The following is a 14,545-nucleotide window of genomic DNA, read 5'->3' on the forward strand; positions in this document are numbered from 1 at the left end:
GGCCTGTTTCTAAACTTCGTGGCGATCGGTCGGATCGGCAAACGGGCGATAGATAAAGCGGGAAAAATCCGCCGGGGTCGCCATGCCGTTCAGGTCGTGGGCTGCCATGCCGACAAAGGCGCCGGTGAAACTGCCATGCTCGGCGTGACCGCCACATTCATCGGAAAGAATGGAGGCATCAAGGACTGGCCCGATCGGGGTGCGTTCAGCATCGTCCAGCGCATAATAAAATTGCAGGGCGGCGCCCCGAATGGTCAGGGCAAGCCGAACTGAGCCGGTGTTGGGAATGACGACGGGATCGGCGGGAAAGCGCAATTTGCCATCGGGAAAACTGGCCTCCGAACTCATGATCAAAAGCTCACGCCGCCCATCGGCGTCGGCAGTCGCGGCGAGATAGAAAAAGTTGTAGCGTCCGTAATAGGCAGTGAGCCCCGCCATGGTGCGTTCATCGGTGGGGGCGAAGTCCAGCATGGTTTCAGCGTCGAAAGAAAAGTGCGTTTGACGCCGGGCCACCAAGGCCTGTTCGAACCAGGAACCGATCGATTCGCGACCGAACAGGCGCAACGCGCCCGGTTGGGCCGTGAGCGAAAAAATGCGTTCGGTTTCAGGGGTGCGCAGCCATTGAAAATCGATGGGCAGGGGGTGGTCGGCCGTGAAGTCATAGTTCTGTTCAGCCCAGTAATCGGTGTCATCGCGCGCGCCGGGAACCTCAACCTGCAAAGATGGCACTGGCCCGTTCTTCACGTGAAGCCAGTCATCGTCACCCCAATAGGCCTGTTGGATAGCGGTTTCCCGGCCCAAAACGCAGCGCCGCTTCTGGGTGGTTGGGCGGCCCGTCAGATGCACCAGATAGGTTTGGCCGTCCGGTGTTTCGACCAAGTCGCCGTGACCGGCACGCTGCAACGGGTTGAGCGGGTGATCCTTGGCAGTCAGAATGTGTTTTTGAGGATGGGTTTGATATGGCCCGTCGATATTGCGTGATCGGGCAAAGGTTATGGCGTGGTCATAGCCCGTGCCACCTTCGGCGGTCAGCAGATAATACCAGCCATTGCGCTTATAGAGATGCGGGCCTTCGACCAATTTGAGATCTGTGCCCTTGTAAATATTCTTGATCGGGCCGACCAATTTGCCGACCTTGGCGTCGAACTCCTGCAGCGCGATACCAGCGAACAACAGGGGACGCGCGCGATGGTCCCAGAGCATGTTGACGAACCATTTTCGACCGTCGTCATCATGGAACAGGGATGGATCAAAACCCGATGAATTTGCATAGATCGGATCGGACCAGGGCCCTTCGATGTCTGGGGCGCTGACGATATAATTGTGGGCGTCCTTGAACGAGCCATCCTTGCGCTTGACGTCGGTATAGACGAGCCAGAATTTTTCACCGTCGTGGGTAAGACAGGGGGCCCAGACGCCGCAGCTGTCAGGATCGCCGCGCATGTCGAGCTGGCTGGCGCGATTGAGCGGGCGTGTCAGCAACTTCCAGTTGGCCAGATCGGTCGAGTGGTGGATTTGAACGCCCGGATACCATTCAAAGGTCGATGTGGCGATATAGTAATCCTTGCCAACCCGCAGGATTGAGGGATCCGGATTAAAGCCAGGCAGAATGGGATTGGTGATTTGAGACATGGCTCGCGACCCTCAGGGATAAAATTGCGGGGAATGCAATTGGCTCGATGGTTTGTTCGGACAGAAGGGCAGGCTTTTCTGCCTGCCCCAGATCCCTGTCTAGACGAAGCGGTTGATCAGGTTTTCGAGGTATTCCTGCTGACCCGAACGGGGTTGGGGATTGATGTTTTCCTTTTCAACGCGCGCGGCAATTTGTGCCAATGTGCGCTCGCCGTTGAGCATGGCCTGGGCTTCCGGCGCGTTCCAGTCGGCGTAGCGATCCTCCACGACCCTGTCGTAGGTGCCGTCTTCGATCAGGGCAACGGCGGCCTTGAGCGAACGTGCCAACACGTCGAGCCCACCAATGTGGCCGTGCAGCAGATCGGCAGGATCAATGGATTGGCGACGCAGTTTGGCGTCAAAGTTAAAGCCACCCGAACCCAAACCGCCAGCCTTCAAGATTTGATAGAACGCCAGTGTCATTTCGGGCACCGAATTGGGAAACTGATCGGTGTCCCAGCCCGATTGAAGATCGTTGCGATTGGCATCCACCGAACCCAAGATGCCCAACGAGGCGGCCAGCGCCAATTCATGCTCGAAACTATGATTGGCAAGGAAGGCGTGGCCGACTTCGATGTTGCATTTGACGTGTTTTTCAAGACCATATTTCTTGAGGAAGCCATAGACCGTCGCCACGTCAAAGTCATATTGGTGCTTAGTTGGTTCCTGCGGCTTTGGCTCGATCAGGATCTGGCCTTTGAAGCCGATTTTTTCGGCGTGCTCGACGACGAGCGTCAAGAAACGGCCCATCTGGTCCATTTCCTGGCCGATGCGGGTATTAAGCAGCGTTTCATAGCCTTCACGGCCGCCCCAGAGCACATAATTGGCCCCACCCAACTCATGGGTGACTTGCATGGCGGTTTGCACCTGACCGGCGGCATAGGCGAAAACGTCGGGATCGGGGTTTGTCGAGGCGCCTGACATGAAGCGACGGTTGGAGAACATATTGGCCGTGCCCCAGAGCAGGCGGGTACGACTGGTTTCCATCTTGCGCGCAAAAATTTCGGCAATTGTACGCACATTTTTGCTGCTCTCGGCCAAGCTGTCGCCCTCGGGCGCAATGTCGGCATCGTGGAAGCAGAAAAATGGTGCATCGAGCAGATCAAACAGTTCAAAGGCCACGTCGGCTTTGATTTTGGCGCCTTCCATGCCCTTGTCAAACCAGGGCCGGTCAAAAGTGCGCCCGCCAAATGGATCGCCACCTTCCCAGGCAAAGCTGTGCCAATAGGCGATGGCGGGGCGGATGTGATCCTCCATCCGCTTGCCCAAGACCATTTCGTTCTTGTCGTAGTGGCGATAGGCCAGCGCGTTGGTGCTGTCCTGGCCTTCATATTTGATCGGGGCTATATTTTTGAAGAAATCAGTCACGAAATTGCCTCCTCGATGGCGGGATAGAGTGCGCGATAGCGCGCATATTGGTCGGCATAGACAGTCGACAGTGATTTGTCGGGCGCGATAAGGGTTTTGATTTTTGGCATGGTCATAACGCTTTGCGGATCAGCACCGGTGGCGGCGCACAGGCCCAATCGGGCGGCGCCGAGCGCGCCACCAAAATCGCCATCTTCGGGCAACGCGATTTCCATATCCAAATTGGTGGCCAGCATTTTAAGCCAAAGCGCTGATTTTGAGCCCCCGCCAACTGCCAGCAGGCGGTCAATTTTGGTGCCCGCATCGGACAGAACCCGTTGGCAATCGCGGAAGGCAAAGCTGACACCCTCCATAACGGCCTGCGCCAATCGCGCTGGATCGGACAGGTGCGACAACCCCACAAAACTGCCACGTGCGTTGGCGTTATTGTGCGGCGTGCGTTCGCCCGACAGATAGGGCAGGAATATTTCCTCGCCCGGTCCGGTAAACCGGGCCTCAGCGGTGCCAGCCAGTTGGGCGGCGTTCTGTCCGGTCAGTTTGGCGAGCCAATTCAGACTATCGGTGGCCGACAGGATGACGCCCATCTGGTGCCAGGTGTTGGGTATGGCGTGACAAAATGCATGAACGGCGCCTTCGGTATTGGGCCGGAACTTGTCGTTGGAGACAAATAGAACTCCCGACGTTCCCAGCGAAACAAAGCCTTCGCCGAGGCGGACGGCGCCAATGCCGCAGGCGGAGGCGGCATTGTCACCAGCCCCGCCAGCAATCACGACCTCGCCATGCATGCCCCAGCGGCTGGCCAGTTCCGGCTTTAATTTTCCCGCAACCTCGGTGCCTTCGACCAATCGCGGCATGTGAGAGCGGTCTAACCCGGTGACGCCCAGCAAGGCGTCGGACCAGTCGCGTCTGGCTACATCGAGCCAAAGGGTTCCGGCCGCATCGGACATGTCTTCTACATACTCACCACACAGCAGCAAGCGGACATAGGCTTTGGGCAGCAGGACCTTGGCGATCCTGTCAAAAATTGCAGGCTCATTTTCGCGTACCCAGGCAATCTTTGGCGCGGTAAAGCCAGGCATGGCGATGTTACCCGCCAACGCCCGCAGTTCGGGTAGCGCGGCCTCCATCTCGGTACATTGGGCGCTGGAGCGACCGTCATTCCACAGGATGGCGGGGCGCAAAACCGCGTCGCCTTTATCGAGAAGCGTAGCGCCATGCATGTGACCGGAAAGCCCGATGCCGCGCACATTGGCCAAGGCCTCGGCATTGGTTTTCGATAAGGCATCGACGGTAGCAAGCGTAGCGCTCCACCAGTCGGCGGGATCCTGTTCGGACCAGCCGGGGTGTGGCCGGACGGGTTCGCGGGCGGCGGCCGTGGCCTCGCCGATGATCGTGCCGCCCTCATTGATCAGGAGCGCTTTTACCCCGGAGGTGCCGATATCGATACCGAGAAATGTTGCCGTCATGAGGCACGTACCTCAAATTTGACTATCAACATGGAATTTTTCCTCCCCGCCCAGAGGGCACCCGCAATGACATGATGGTCTGCTTCTTAGCCCAGATTGTCGCGCAGGAAAATCCTGATTTCAATAGGCTCGTTATTTTCAAGTGTTCCAGCGCCCAGCGCCAACGTCCGAACAGCCGCCAAAGCCGCGCCAATCTCGCCATCCGGATTTTGATCCAGAACCACATCAATTGACCCGTCGGCAAGCCCGGCGCGGGAACAATCGGAGAGTTCGTGGGCAATGACCCGCAAGGACCCTGTGCGTCTGGTACGGCGCAAGGCTGCTAGCAGACCAGTCGTACCGGCGCCGAGATTATAGATGCCACCCAGATCGGAGTGCCTCGCCAGAAGCTGCTCAACCAAAGCCTGCGTTTCCTGGTGTTCGTCATGGCCTTCAAGTGGTTCGAGCAATTCAAGGCCGGGATATTCGGCGGCCACGGCCCGAAAGCCTTCAAGCCGATCGTGATGGTCATGCAAATGCATTGACCCAGCCACGAGGGCGATCTTGCCGCCCTGCGGGCAAAACCGGCCCATCAGTGAAGCCGCGGTCCGTCCGGCGGCAACATTGTCGATTCCGATAAAGTGGCGACGGCTGGAGCCGGGCAGGTCAGACACCAATGTCATGACCATGACGCCACGACGTGTCGCCTCTTCGACCGAAGCCAGCACGGCGGGCTCTTCGGTGCCCACAATGACGGCGCAATCGCACTGATGCGGCATCAGCACATCAAGGCTATCGACCAATGCCCGGGCATCCAGCAGGGGCAGGCGGGTAATCGCGATCTGCAGCCGTTCGATCAGGGCGGATTCAATACGGCGTGAGGCTGCATCGGCCAGACTATCCATGAACTCATTTGAACCCGCAGGGATCAGAAACCGTACCTGCAAATCGCGGGCGCGGGCTAATAGGGATGCGGAGAGATCGCGCTGAAAGCCAAGACTGGTAACGGCGTCCGCAACTTTCCTGGCTGTCGTCGGTCGCACCCCGGGCCGATTGTTGAGCACACGATCAACCGTTGCCAGCGATACGCCAGCAGCGCGCGCGACATCATGAACCGTGGCACGACGCGGAGTGGTTATCTCGTTCAATCGGCTCTCCTTTTGCTGGGCAAGGATGGGACGCGGCGCGCGAAAAGGTCAAGACCCAAGATTGTCAGGACGGAACGCTGACGCTAGACAGTTGCGGTAATAAGGAGTTTGCCATGTCAGTTTCGGTTACCGCGTTCGGCCAGTTCAAGGGACAGCCCGTCCAGCAATTCACCCTGGTCAGCGAAACTGGCGTTGAGGTGGACATCATCAACTTTGGCGTTGTGGTGCGCGACTGGCGTGTGCCGGTCGAGGGGCAATTGCGCTCGGTGGTTCTGGGCTTTGACAGCATGGATGATTATGTCGGCCATAGCCCGCATTTCGGATCGCTCGCCGGCCGCGTCGCCAACCGGATCAAGGGTGCCTCGTTCGAGCTTGGCGGCGAAAAATTCAAATTGCCCCCCAATGTCGGCGCATTGCAGTTGCACGGCGGAACAGAAGGGCTGGGCCTGCAGGTTTGGAATGGCGTTATCAATCAGGAACGAAACAGCGTCAGTTTTTCCCACTTCAGCCCGGACGGAGCCATGGGTTATCCCGGCGATGTGACCTTTACCGCCGTTTATACCCTTGTTGGCAACCGGCTGCGGCTGGACCTCAGCGCCAAGGCAGACCGGGAAACCCCGATCAGTCTGGTGCAGCATCAGTATTTCAACCTTGGCAAAGGGCCCGATGTGCTGGACCACAAGGTGCAAGTCAATTCCACCGCCTATACCGAGCTGGGTGCAGACCTGTGTCCGACTGGCGCGATCCTGCCCTCAAAGGGCACTCAATACGATCTGCGTGCGCCCCGGACCATGCGCGACGATGCCGGTGCGCCACTCGATTATGATATCAATCTGGTGCTCGATAATGGGCGGGACCTGCAGATGCCCGTGGCGCGGGTTGAAGGCCCGGATGGAGCACTGACGCTATCGATCTGGACGGACAGGCCGGGCGTACAATTCTACAATGGTGTATGGACCGATGTCGCGGTGCCAGGTCTTGGCGGGCAGACCTATGGCAAGCACGCAGGGCTTTGCCTTGAGGACCAGAATTTTCCGGATGCGCTGCACAACCCGCATTTTCCCTCGATAATTCACGGCCCCGACCGCCCCTATCGCCATTGGTGTGAAATCGAAATCGCCTGACAGGCTGCGCCGCCCAAGGAACCCCGATGGCGCAAAGACGTTGCAGTCTAGACTAATCTGGCGCTAATCTGGCGCTATCGTTAGGTAGATCATTATCAGCGTCAAAGCCATGTCATTGAAAGCCAAGAACTTTATAGAATCGCAACTGCACCGCGCCGGGGTGCTGATCAACGGCAATCGTGCCTGGGACATCCAGGTGCACGATGAGCGTCTTTATGATCGGGTAATGCGCGACGGTACGCTCGGATTGGGCGAAGGGTACATGGACGGTTGGTGGGAAAGCCAGGCCCTCGACCAGTCGCTGTTCCGGATCATGAACGCCAAAATACAGAACGCCTTTCCGCGTGACATTGCGCTGGTTCTGAGCACCTTGCGCGGGCGTCTGCTCAACACCCAGCGCCTGCGGGTCAAGGAAGTTGCCGAAAAGCACTATGATATCGGCAATGACCTTTATGCGGCCATGCTCGACAAGCGGATGATCTATTCGTGCGGCTATTGGAAAGAAGCAAAAAGCCTTGATGAAGCGCAGGAGGCCAAGCTCGATCTGGTTTGCAAAAAAATCGGCCTTGAGCCGGGCATGCGTGTTCTCGACATTGGTTCGGGTTGGGGCGGCTTCCTGCAGTTTGCCGCTGAGCGTTATGGGGTCAACGGGGTTGGGGTGACCGTCTCCAAGGAGCAGGCGACGCTGGCCAATGAGCGCTCAAAGGGTCTGCCGGTTGAAACGCTTTTGCAAGATTATATGTCGCTTGAAGGCCAGTTTGATCGGGTCATTTCAATCGGCATGTTCGAGCATGTCGGCTACAAGAATTACCGTCGCTATTTTGAAAAGGCCCGCTCGCTGGTGAGTGATGACGGCTTGATGCTGCTGCACTCTATCGGGGGCAATCACAGCACTACACACGGCGACCCCTGGAGCGAGAAGTATATTTTTCCCAACGGCATGCTGCCTTCAGTCGCCCAGATCGGCGCCGGTACCGAAAATCTATTCGTGATGGAAGACTGGCACAATTTCGGTGCCGACTATGACAAGACCCTGATGGCTTGGTACGAAAATTTCCAAGAGGCATGGCCAGCACTCAAAAGCCAGTATGACGACCGGTTCTACCGGATGTGGAGCTATTATCTGCGCGTCTTTGCTGCGCTGTTCCGGTCGCGCAATATCGGTCTTTGGCAGGTGGTTCTGTCGCCCTATGGCGTTCCCGGGGGCTATACCAGCGTGCGCTGACAACGATTCACGTGAAACACTTGTCCACAGACTTATGCACAGGCGGTCTGATCAGAAACGGGCGGTGCGCGGGGGCAGAATGATCGGCGCTGCAAAACCCGCCGCCAGATCGTCCCAGAACTGGGTGGCAATGGGCTCGGGGAAGACCGCGCCGTCGGGCAGTGCGTCGCATGCAAACCAGTTGGCCTCCACAATGGATTCATCTGTCGCCGGATTAGCCGCGATATTAAGGCTGCCGCCAATGGGTTTGGCCAGAAACCAGAATTTGACCGAACTCTGGTCAGCGCGAGACAGCTGCTCAATATAGGCAAGTTTCACAATAGCGATGCTTATGCCGGTTTCCTCAAATGTTTCCCGTTCGGCGGCATTTGACAGAGACTCGTCCGGTTCCAGGCCGCCACCGGGTGCGATCCAGAGATCATGGATGCCGGGTCGAAAATGGTGCACCAGAAGGATTTTGTCGTTTCGAACAACCAGCGCGCCACAAGCAATCCTATGAACAACCGCCATCTCAGCCCGCCTGCATATTGATGCGATAACTTAAGGCCTCGGCAATATGGGGGCGGGCGACCTTTTCAACGCTGGCCAGATCCGCCAGCGTGCGCGCGACCTTTAGAACCCGGTGATAGGCGCGCGCCGAAAGCGAAAAACGCTCAGCTGCTTGCAACAGCAGCGCCTGACTTTCCTTATCAGGGTTGACCACCGCTTCAATCATGGTTGCGCTGGCGTGCGCATTGGTAAAAACGCCTGCGGCACCCTGGGCGAGATAGCGTTGGCGCTGGCGCTCGCGGGCGTTTTCGACCCGCACCGCGACTTCGGCAGAGGATTCGGCCCCTGACGATGGGGCGATCATGTCCGCGGCGGAAACGGCCGGAACGTCGATGCGAATATCAATACGATCCAGAAACGGCCCGGACACGCGGCCCTGATAATCGGCGGCGCAGGCGTCCCCGCGCCGACAGGTATGTCCCGGTGAACCGGCCATGCCACACTTGCAGGGGTTCATCGCCGCGATTAGTTGCACCCGCGAGGGGTAGGAAATGCGCGCATTGGCCCGGGCGATAACGGTTTCGCCCGATTCAAGCGGTTGACGCAAACCGTCGAGCACCTGGGGAGCGAATTCTGGCAACTCGTCAAGAAACAATACCCCATTGTGCGCCATGCTGACTTCGCCGGGTCGCACGCGCAGGCCGCCGCCGACCAGCGCTGCCATCGAGGCGGAGTGGTGCGGTGCGCGGAACGGGCGGCGATCCGACAGGGCACCACCAGCCAGTTCACCCGCAATCGACTGGATCATGGAAATATCGAGCAATTCGCGCGGGTTGAGCGGCGGCAGTATGGAGGGCAAGCGCGCTGCCAACATGGACTTTCCCGCGCCGGGCGGGCCGATCATCAGCAGATTGTGGCCACCGGCGGCAGCGACTTCGAGCGCCCGACGGGCAACCTGCTGACCCCGAACATCGGCCAGATCAGGCAGCGCCTTGTTGGACAAGGCCCTTTTGGCCACCGGGCGGGCCGCCAGTTGGTGTCCGGTTAAATGATTGACTAGCGCCAAGAGGCTTTCCGGCGCGATAATATCGATGTCCTCACCGGCCCAGGCGGCCTCTGGACCGCTGGGCGCCGGGCAGATCAGGCCCAATTCGCGGCCATGGGCTGCTATGGCGGCGGGCAGGGTGCCGTTGACGGCGGCCAGCCGCCCGTCGAGCCCGAGTTCCCCCAACACCAGATAGCCATCAAGTGCATCGGTGGGAATGGCCCCGATGGCAGCCATCAGTCCCAGCGCAATGGGCAAATCGTAATGACTACCCTCCTTGGGCAGATCGGCAGGGGCCAGATTGATGGTGATGCGTTTGGGCGGCAATCCCAATCCAGATGCGACCAGCGCCGCTCGAACCCGTTCGCTGCTTTCCTTGACCGCCTTGTCGGGTAATCCGACCAGCAGGAATTTTGGCAGGCCGGGTGCAATCTGCACCTGCACATCGACGGGAACCGCCTCGATACCCTGAAAGGCGACGGTCTTGACGCGGGTTACCATTGTTGCTGTCCCCAATATTTTGAAGCCAAACTATCAGGGGTTTGGGTGGCGAACAAGAACGTTTAAAGAACATTAACGCGGACATTAACCACGCAACGCGAAGGAAAGGTTAGCACAAGGTTTCATTAAGCGCGCCGTGTTGAATCAAATGCTGACCCAACTCCTTTGCCAAAGTGCCCGTATCATGTTGTTTGCCCGCCCTTTCAAGAAATCCGACATGTGGCGCCGTGTGGTGCAGGGCGGCGCGCTGGCCCTTTTGGCAATAAGTCTGGCCGCCTGCGCGCGCAATGGCATCGGCAGCGCCATTCCCGGTGACAATCGGCCCCACTCGGGGGTGGCCCGTGCCCGTAGCCTGCCCATTCAGGGCATGGATATTGCCCGCTATCAAGGCTTGGTTGACTTTGATGCGGCGCGGCGATCGGGCCAGCATTTCGTCTTCATGAAATCGACCGAGGGCAAGGACTATATCGACCCCAATTTCTATACCAACTGGGCCAAGGCGCGCGCCGCAGGCTTGCCGCGCGGCGCTTACCATTTCATGACCTGGTGCTCGCTGGCGTCCGAACAGGCAGCGTGGTTCGTCAAAATGGTGCCCAATGACCCCGATGCCCTGCCGCCGGTCCTCGACCTGGAGTGGAACCACGCCAGCAGTTGCACAAACAAGCCGAACCGCGAGGATGCGCTGGAAAAAGTGCGCCTGATGCTGGCGGCCATGGAAGCCCATACCGGCAAACTGCCAATCATTTATACAGACATGACCTTTCATCGCGATGTGCTGGAAGGCGCGCATCTGCCCAATGCATTCTGGTTGCGCTCGACCGCTGCCGAACCGCACCAACGCTATCGCGGTCGCGACGGCTGGACATTCTGGCAGTGGACCCAGACCGGCGTTGTCAACGGGGTCGGGCCAGAAGTTGATCGCAATGCGTTTTATGGCAGCCGCGACGACTGGACCAATTTCCTGCTGACCGGCTGCGATCCGCGCGCCATTGCTCTACTGGGCCCCACCGGGCGGTGCCTGATCCAAAAATAAATCCGGCTTGTGCGGTTTTGGGCAAAGGCATAGCGTTGCGGGGTTTACAGATGGGCGATAACGCCCGTCGTGTCAGGAGACGCACATGGCCAAGGGTCAGATGAAGAGCAACAAGGAAGCCAAAAAGCCGAAGAAAGAAACGCCCAAGGCAGGGGCGGTAGCAGCGGCAGCCAACACGTCAACGCTGGGCGCGCACAAAAAAAAGTAGCAGTCCATGTAATTGCGTGCAGGGCGGCCAGTTCCGACTGGCCGCCATCTCAGACAGCCGATTGTGACTGCGGCACGATCGCCCCGGTTTGGCGATTGGCGGCAGCAGTCGACATGATGGCAAACATGATCAGAATAATCACGGCGGCGATGCGCATGTCAGGGCTCCACATAAGTTGCCGCCCATATCAGCGCTCGCCGGAACGCTGGGTCAATGATTGGGTTAAGTATTGCTTAACGCTGGCATTTGAAACAAATGACGCTAGCCACCCAGCAGGCCACTGGTCTTGACCCCATCAAAGACAAACTGAATAGCCAGCGCTGACAGCAAAATACCCATGACGCGCGACATGACCGACAGGCCCGTCAGGCCCAACAGACGCTGAATGGGAATGGCGACCAACAGGGTCAGCCACGCCAATATCATGATGGCTGCGAGGGCCGCCAACACCAGCCAGAATTCGAGATCGGACTTGGCGCCGGTAGTCAGCAGGATCATTGCCGAAATTGCGCCGGGGCCAGCCAAAAGCGGCAGGGCCAGTGGGAACACTGAAATATCATCGCGCTTGTGCGATTCGGTTTCCTCTTCATCGGTGGTGCCGGTGCCACCGGAATGGCGCGCAAACACCATGTCGATGGCGATCAACAACAACAGGACACCACCCGCGGTGCGCAGTGCAGGGATGGTGATGCCGAACAGATCAAGGATCTGATTACCCAATAGACCGAAGAACAACAGGATGAACCCGGCGACCAACACGCCACGCGTTGCGAACAGGCGGCGCTCGGCGGGGGTATTGTCCTTGGTCAGGGCCGCAAAAATGAAGGCAATATCGGCAACGCCTACCGTGGCGAACAGGGTCGCAAAAGCGACAAAGAAGACACTCGTCGGCATTGGGCACTCCAAATCAGGCGGAAATAATTTTGTCGCGTCAGCCTAACTGAATTGGCTTGCGGGACAAGCGTTGCAATAGTCAGCGCCGCTTTTCGATGGCGTCCCAGATCAATACAGCAATATCGGGCCCGCCGAAGCGCTTGATTTCCCGGATGCCAGTGGGGGAAGTGACATTGATCTCTGTAAGATAGTCGCCAATAACGTCTATGCCGACAAAGATCATGTCTCGCTCTTTGAGCGCCGGGGCGATAGTGGCGCAAATTTCGCGTTCGCGGTCGGTCAACTCCGATATTTCGGGCCGCCCGCCGACATGCATGTTGGAACGTGCCTCGCCCTCGGCAGGGATGCGGTTGAGCCCGGCAACCGGTTCGCCATCAATGATGATGATACGCTTGTCGCCCTTGCGCACATCGGGAAGGTATTTCTGGATCATGAACGGTTCGCGGTAGTTCTGCTCGAACAGTTCAAGCAGCGAAACCAGATTGTGGTCGCCCTCCTGAATGAAGAAGACGCCCGCCCCGCCATTGCCGTATAGCGGCTTGACGATGATGTTGCCGTGCTCCTTGCGGAAATCGTGGATCATGGCGCGATCCCGCGTCACCAACGTTGGCGGCATCAACTGTGGAAAATCGGTAACAAGAATTTTTTCCGGCGCGTTGCGCACGGCGGCGGGTGGATTGACCACCAATGTTTTGGGATGCAAACGCTCCAACACATGGGTCAGCGTTATATAGTTCATGTCAAAGGGCGGATCCTGACGCATGTGAATGACGTCCTGGGTCGACAGATCGACCCGACTTGCCTCACCAAGCTTGAAATGTTCGCCTTTGGGTAGGTCAAAAACCGAAATCGGGGCGGCGAGCGCTGTTACCACATTATCGCGCAGGGCCAGCGTATCGGGAGTATAATGGAGCAGCTCATGGCCGCGCGCCTGGGCTTCGAGCATCAGGGCGAAGGTTGAATCGCCGCCTGGATTGATGCTGGCGACATGGTCCATCTGAACGGCAACTTTGAGCGACATCTACTTTTTCCTAGCGAGCTTGAAAGGCGTTTCTGACATGGCGCGGCCAGTGGCCCGGCGCAAGGAAAATCACGTCGAACCGGCAGGTCAATTGTCCAGAATCAGGGTGACGTGCCAAATAATGAGCGGCGGCGTGGCTGATCCTTCTGGTATTGACCGCTTCTAGCGCACTGGCAAGATTAGCGCTGCTCTGGCGCGCCTTGACCTCGACAAAAACCAGCGTTTCGCCGCGTCGGGCCACCAGATCGACCTCGCCAACCGGGGTTTTATAGCGCGTTTCAAGGATTGAATAGAGTTGCAGCCGCAGGAACCAGGCGGCCCAAAATTCAGCAAGATGGCCCCCGCGATGGGCCTTTTGGCGGGCGTTACTTTTTGGCTTTGAGGGCAAGGGCGGCATCATAAACCTGTTTGCGCTTAAGCCCGAAAGCGGTGCTGATTTCATCAACGGCGGCCCGCAGGGGTTGGTCGGCCAGGGCATCGACCAACACTGCCTGCCAATCATCGGCGGCAATCGGGGTGGCTTCTGGTGCGCCAGCCACCACAATGACCGCCTCGCCCCTGGTTTCGCCCTGTGCAAACTCTTGTGCCAGCTCAGCCAGCGAGCCGCGATGCACGCGCTCAAAGCGCTTGGTCAGTTCAAGCGCCACCGCCGCCTGCCGGTCGGCGCCAAAGGCTTCGCCCATGGCCGCAAGACAATCGTCAAGGCGCCTGGGACTTTCATAAAAGACCAAAGTTTCACGTGAATCAGCCATTCCCGCGAGCGCCTTGAGCCGCGCGCCGGTCTTGGTGGGCAAGAACCCGTGGAAGGTAAAAGCGTCGGTCGGCAGGCCTGCAACCACCATTGCTGAAAGCAGTGCCGAGGCGCCGGGGATGGCGAAAACCGGCAGGCCAGCTTCCCCGAGGGCGCGAATCAGCGGAAAGCCCGGATCAGACAGCAGCGGCGTCCCCGCGTCCGAAATCAGGGCGATGGCCTGCCCTTGCTGCAAGCGAGCGATGATATTATCAATCCGGGCGCGCTCATTGTGCTGATGCAAGGCCATGCGCGGCCCCTTGATCCCATAGTGATCCAGCAGACGGGCCGACAGCCGCGTATCCTCGCATAGAACCAGATCGGCAGCGGCCAGGGTTTCCAGCGCCCGCAGGGTGATATCGCGCAGATTACCAATCGGCGTGGCCACCGCGTAAAGACCGGGAGCGAGTTTGGGTGCGGCAAATGCCGTGCCGGTAATGAAGTAAGTGCCGGATTTTTGCTGTTCGTTGGTCAAATAGAGGGCCTCGTTGCTGGCGCTGTTTTAACAGCCACAGACTGTTTGTATAGATTTGGTTAACCCAATCGGACCAAACTTGGTCGAGTTCGAAAGCCAACGCGACCG

Annotated in this window: 14 protein-coding genes; 4 read left to right on the top strand and 10 right to left on the bottom strand. The window is 58.5% G+C overall.

Annotated elements, in window-relative coordinates; all coding sequences use genetic code 11:
• Positions 1 to 9: 9 nt before the first annotated feature.
• From PSQ90_RS07895 to PSQ90_RS07910, 4 genes are all read right to left on the bottom strand, one after another.
• A complete protein-coding gene (locus PSQ90_RS07895) occupies positions 10 to 1,632 on the bottom strand; it encodes a glycoside hydrolase family 43 protein (protein ID WP_282212841.1) in 1,623 nt (540 codons plus the stop codon).
• A 99-nt stretch (positions 1,633 to 1,731) separates the two neighbouring features.
• On the bottom strand, positions 1,732 to 3,039 hold the full coding sequence (gene xylA / locus PSQ90_RS07900; protein ID WP_282212842.1) for a xylose isomerase: 1,308 nt from the start codon (positions 3,037 to 3,039) through the stop codon (positions 1,732 to 1,734).
• Positions 3,036 to 4,505, bottom strand: coding sequence for a xylulokinase (gene xylB / locus PSQ90_RS07905; RefSeq protein ID WP_282212843.1), 1,470 nt, complete (start codon positions 4,503 to 4,505; stop codon positions 3,036 to 3,038). Before xylB ends, xylA begins: the two co-directional genes overlap by 4 nt.
• 86 nt (positions 4,506 to 4,591) lie before the next feature.
• Positions 4,592 to 5,632, bottom strand: coding sequence for a LacI family DNA-binding transcriptional regulator (locus PSQ90_RS07910; protein ID WP_282212844.1), 1,041 nt, complete (start codon positions 5,630 to 5,632; stop codon positions 4,592 to 4,594).
• Positions 5,633 to 5,745: 113 nt separating this feature from the next.
• On the opposite strand from PSQ90_RS07910, the gene PSQ90_RS07915 reads away from it, so the two are divergent.
• Both PSQ90_RS07915 and cfa read left to right on the top strand, forming a co-directional pair.
• Positions 5,746 to 6,756, top strand: a complete 1,011-nt coding sequence (locus PSQ90_RS07915; RefSeq protein WP_282212845.1) for an aldose epimerase family protein — start codon at positions 5,746 to 5,748, stop codon at positions 6,754 to 6,756.
• 109 nt (positions 6,757 to 6,865) lie between these two features.
• The gene (gene cfa / locus PSQ90_RS07920) at positions 6,866 to 7,981 is read left to right on the top strand and encodes a cyclopropane fatty acyl phospholipid synthase (protein WP_282212846.1); all 1,116 of its coding nucleotides are present in this window, start codon (positions 6,866 to 6,868) and stop codon (positions 7,979 to 7,981) included.
• 51 nt (positions 7,982 to 8,032) lie between these two features.
• Here the strand turns inward: cfa and PSQ90_RS07925 are convergent, their stop codons facing one another.
• Together PSQ90_RS07925 and PSQ90_RS07930 are read right to left on the bottom strand one after the other, a co-directional pair.
• Positions 8,033 to 8,491 carry an NUDIX domain-containing protein gene (locus tag PSQ90_RS07925; RefSeq protein ID WP_282212847.1) on the bottom strand — a complete coding sequence of 153 codons (459 nt, stop codon included), beginning with the start codon at positions 8,489 to 8,491 and terminating at the stop codon, positions 8,033 to 8,035.
• A 1-nt stretch (position 8,492) separates the two neighbouring features.
• Complete coding sequence (locus PSQ90_RS07930; protein WP_282212848.1) at positions 8,493 to 10,016, bottom strand: YifB family Mg chelatase-like AAA ATPase; 1,524 nt, start codon at positions 10,014 to 10,016, stop codon at positions 8,493 to 8,495.
• Between the two features lie 148 nt (positions 10,017 to 10,164).
• Here PSQ90_RS07930 and PSQ90_RS07935 point away from each other — a divergent pair, with 148 nt between their 5' ends.
• Positions 10,165 to 11,049 (top strand): GH25 family lysozyme, encoded by an 885-nt coding sequence (locus tag PSQ90_RS07935; RefSeq protein WP_282212849.1) that lies wholly within the window; start codon positions 10,165 to 10,167, stop codon positions 11,047 to 11,049.
• Between the two features lie 85 nt (positions 11,050 to 11,134).
• Positions 11,135 to 11,257, top strand: a complete 123-nt coding sequence (locus PSQ90_RS07940; RefSeq protein WP_282212850.1) for a hypothetical protein — start codon at positions 11,135 to 11,137, stop codon at positions 11,255 to 11,257.
• Positions 11,258 to 11,518: 261 nt separating this feature from the next.
• Here PSQ90_RS07940 and PSQ90_RS07945 read toward each other — a convergent pair whose 3' ends face one another.
• The 4 genes from PSQ90_RS07945 to rsmI form a co-directional block, all read right to left on the bottom strand.
• Positions 11,519 to 12,151, bottom strand: a complete 633-nt coding sequence (locus PSQ90_RS07945; RefSeq protein ID WP_282212851.1) for a MarC family protein — start codon at positions 12,149 to 12,151, stop codon at positions 11,519 to 11,521.
• A gap of 79 nt (positions 12,152 to 12,230) precedes the next feature.
• Positions 12,231 to 13,172 carry a glutathione synthase gene (gshB, locus tag PSQ90_RS07950; RefSeq protein ID WP_282212852.1) on the bottom strand — a complete coding sequence of 314 codons (942 nt, stop codon included), beginning with the start codon at positions 13,170 to 13,172 and terminating at the stop codon, positions 12,231 to 12,233.
• A gap of 10 nt (positions 13,173 to 13,182) precedes the next feature.
• The gene (locus PSQ90_RS07955) at positions 13,183 to 13,560 is read right to left on the bottom strand and encodes a YraN family protein (RefSeq protein ID WP_282212853.1); all 378 of its coding nucleotides are present in this window, start codon (positions 13,558 to 13,560) and stop codon (positions 13,183 to 13,185) included.
• On the bottom strand, positions 13,538 to 14,437 hold the full coding sequence (gene rsmI / locus PSQ90_RS07960) for a 16S rRNA (cytidine(1402)-2'-O)-methyltransferase (RefSeq protein WP_282212854.1): 900 nt from the start codon (positions 14,435 to 14,437) through the stop codon (positions 13,538 to 13,540). The genes PSQ90_RS07955 and rsmI overlap by 23 nt, the downstream gene beginning before the upstream one ends.
• Positions 14,438 to 14,545: the final 108 nt, after the last annotated feature.

It is taken from the genome of Devosia rhodophyticola (assembly GCF_028816475.1).
In the GTDB taxonomy this organism is placed as follows: Bacteria; Pseudomonadota; Alphaproteobacteria; order Rhizobiales; family Devosiaceae; genus Devosia; species Devosia rhodophyticola.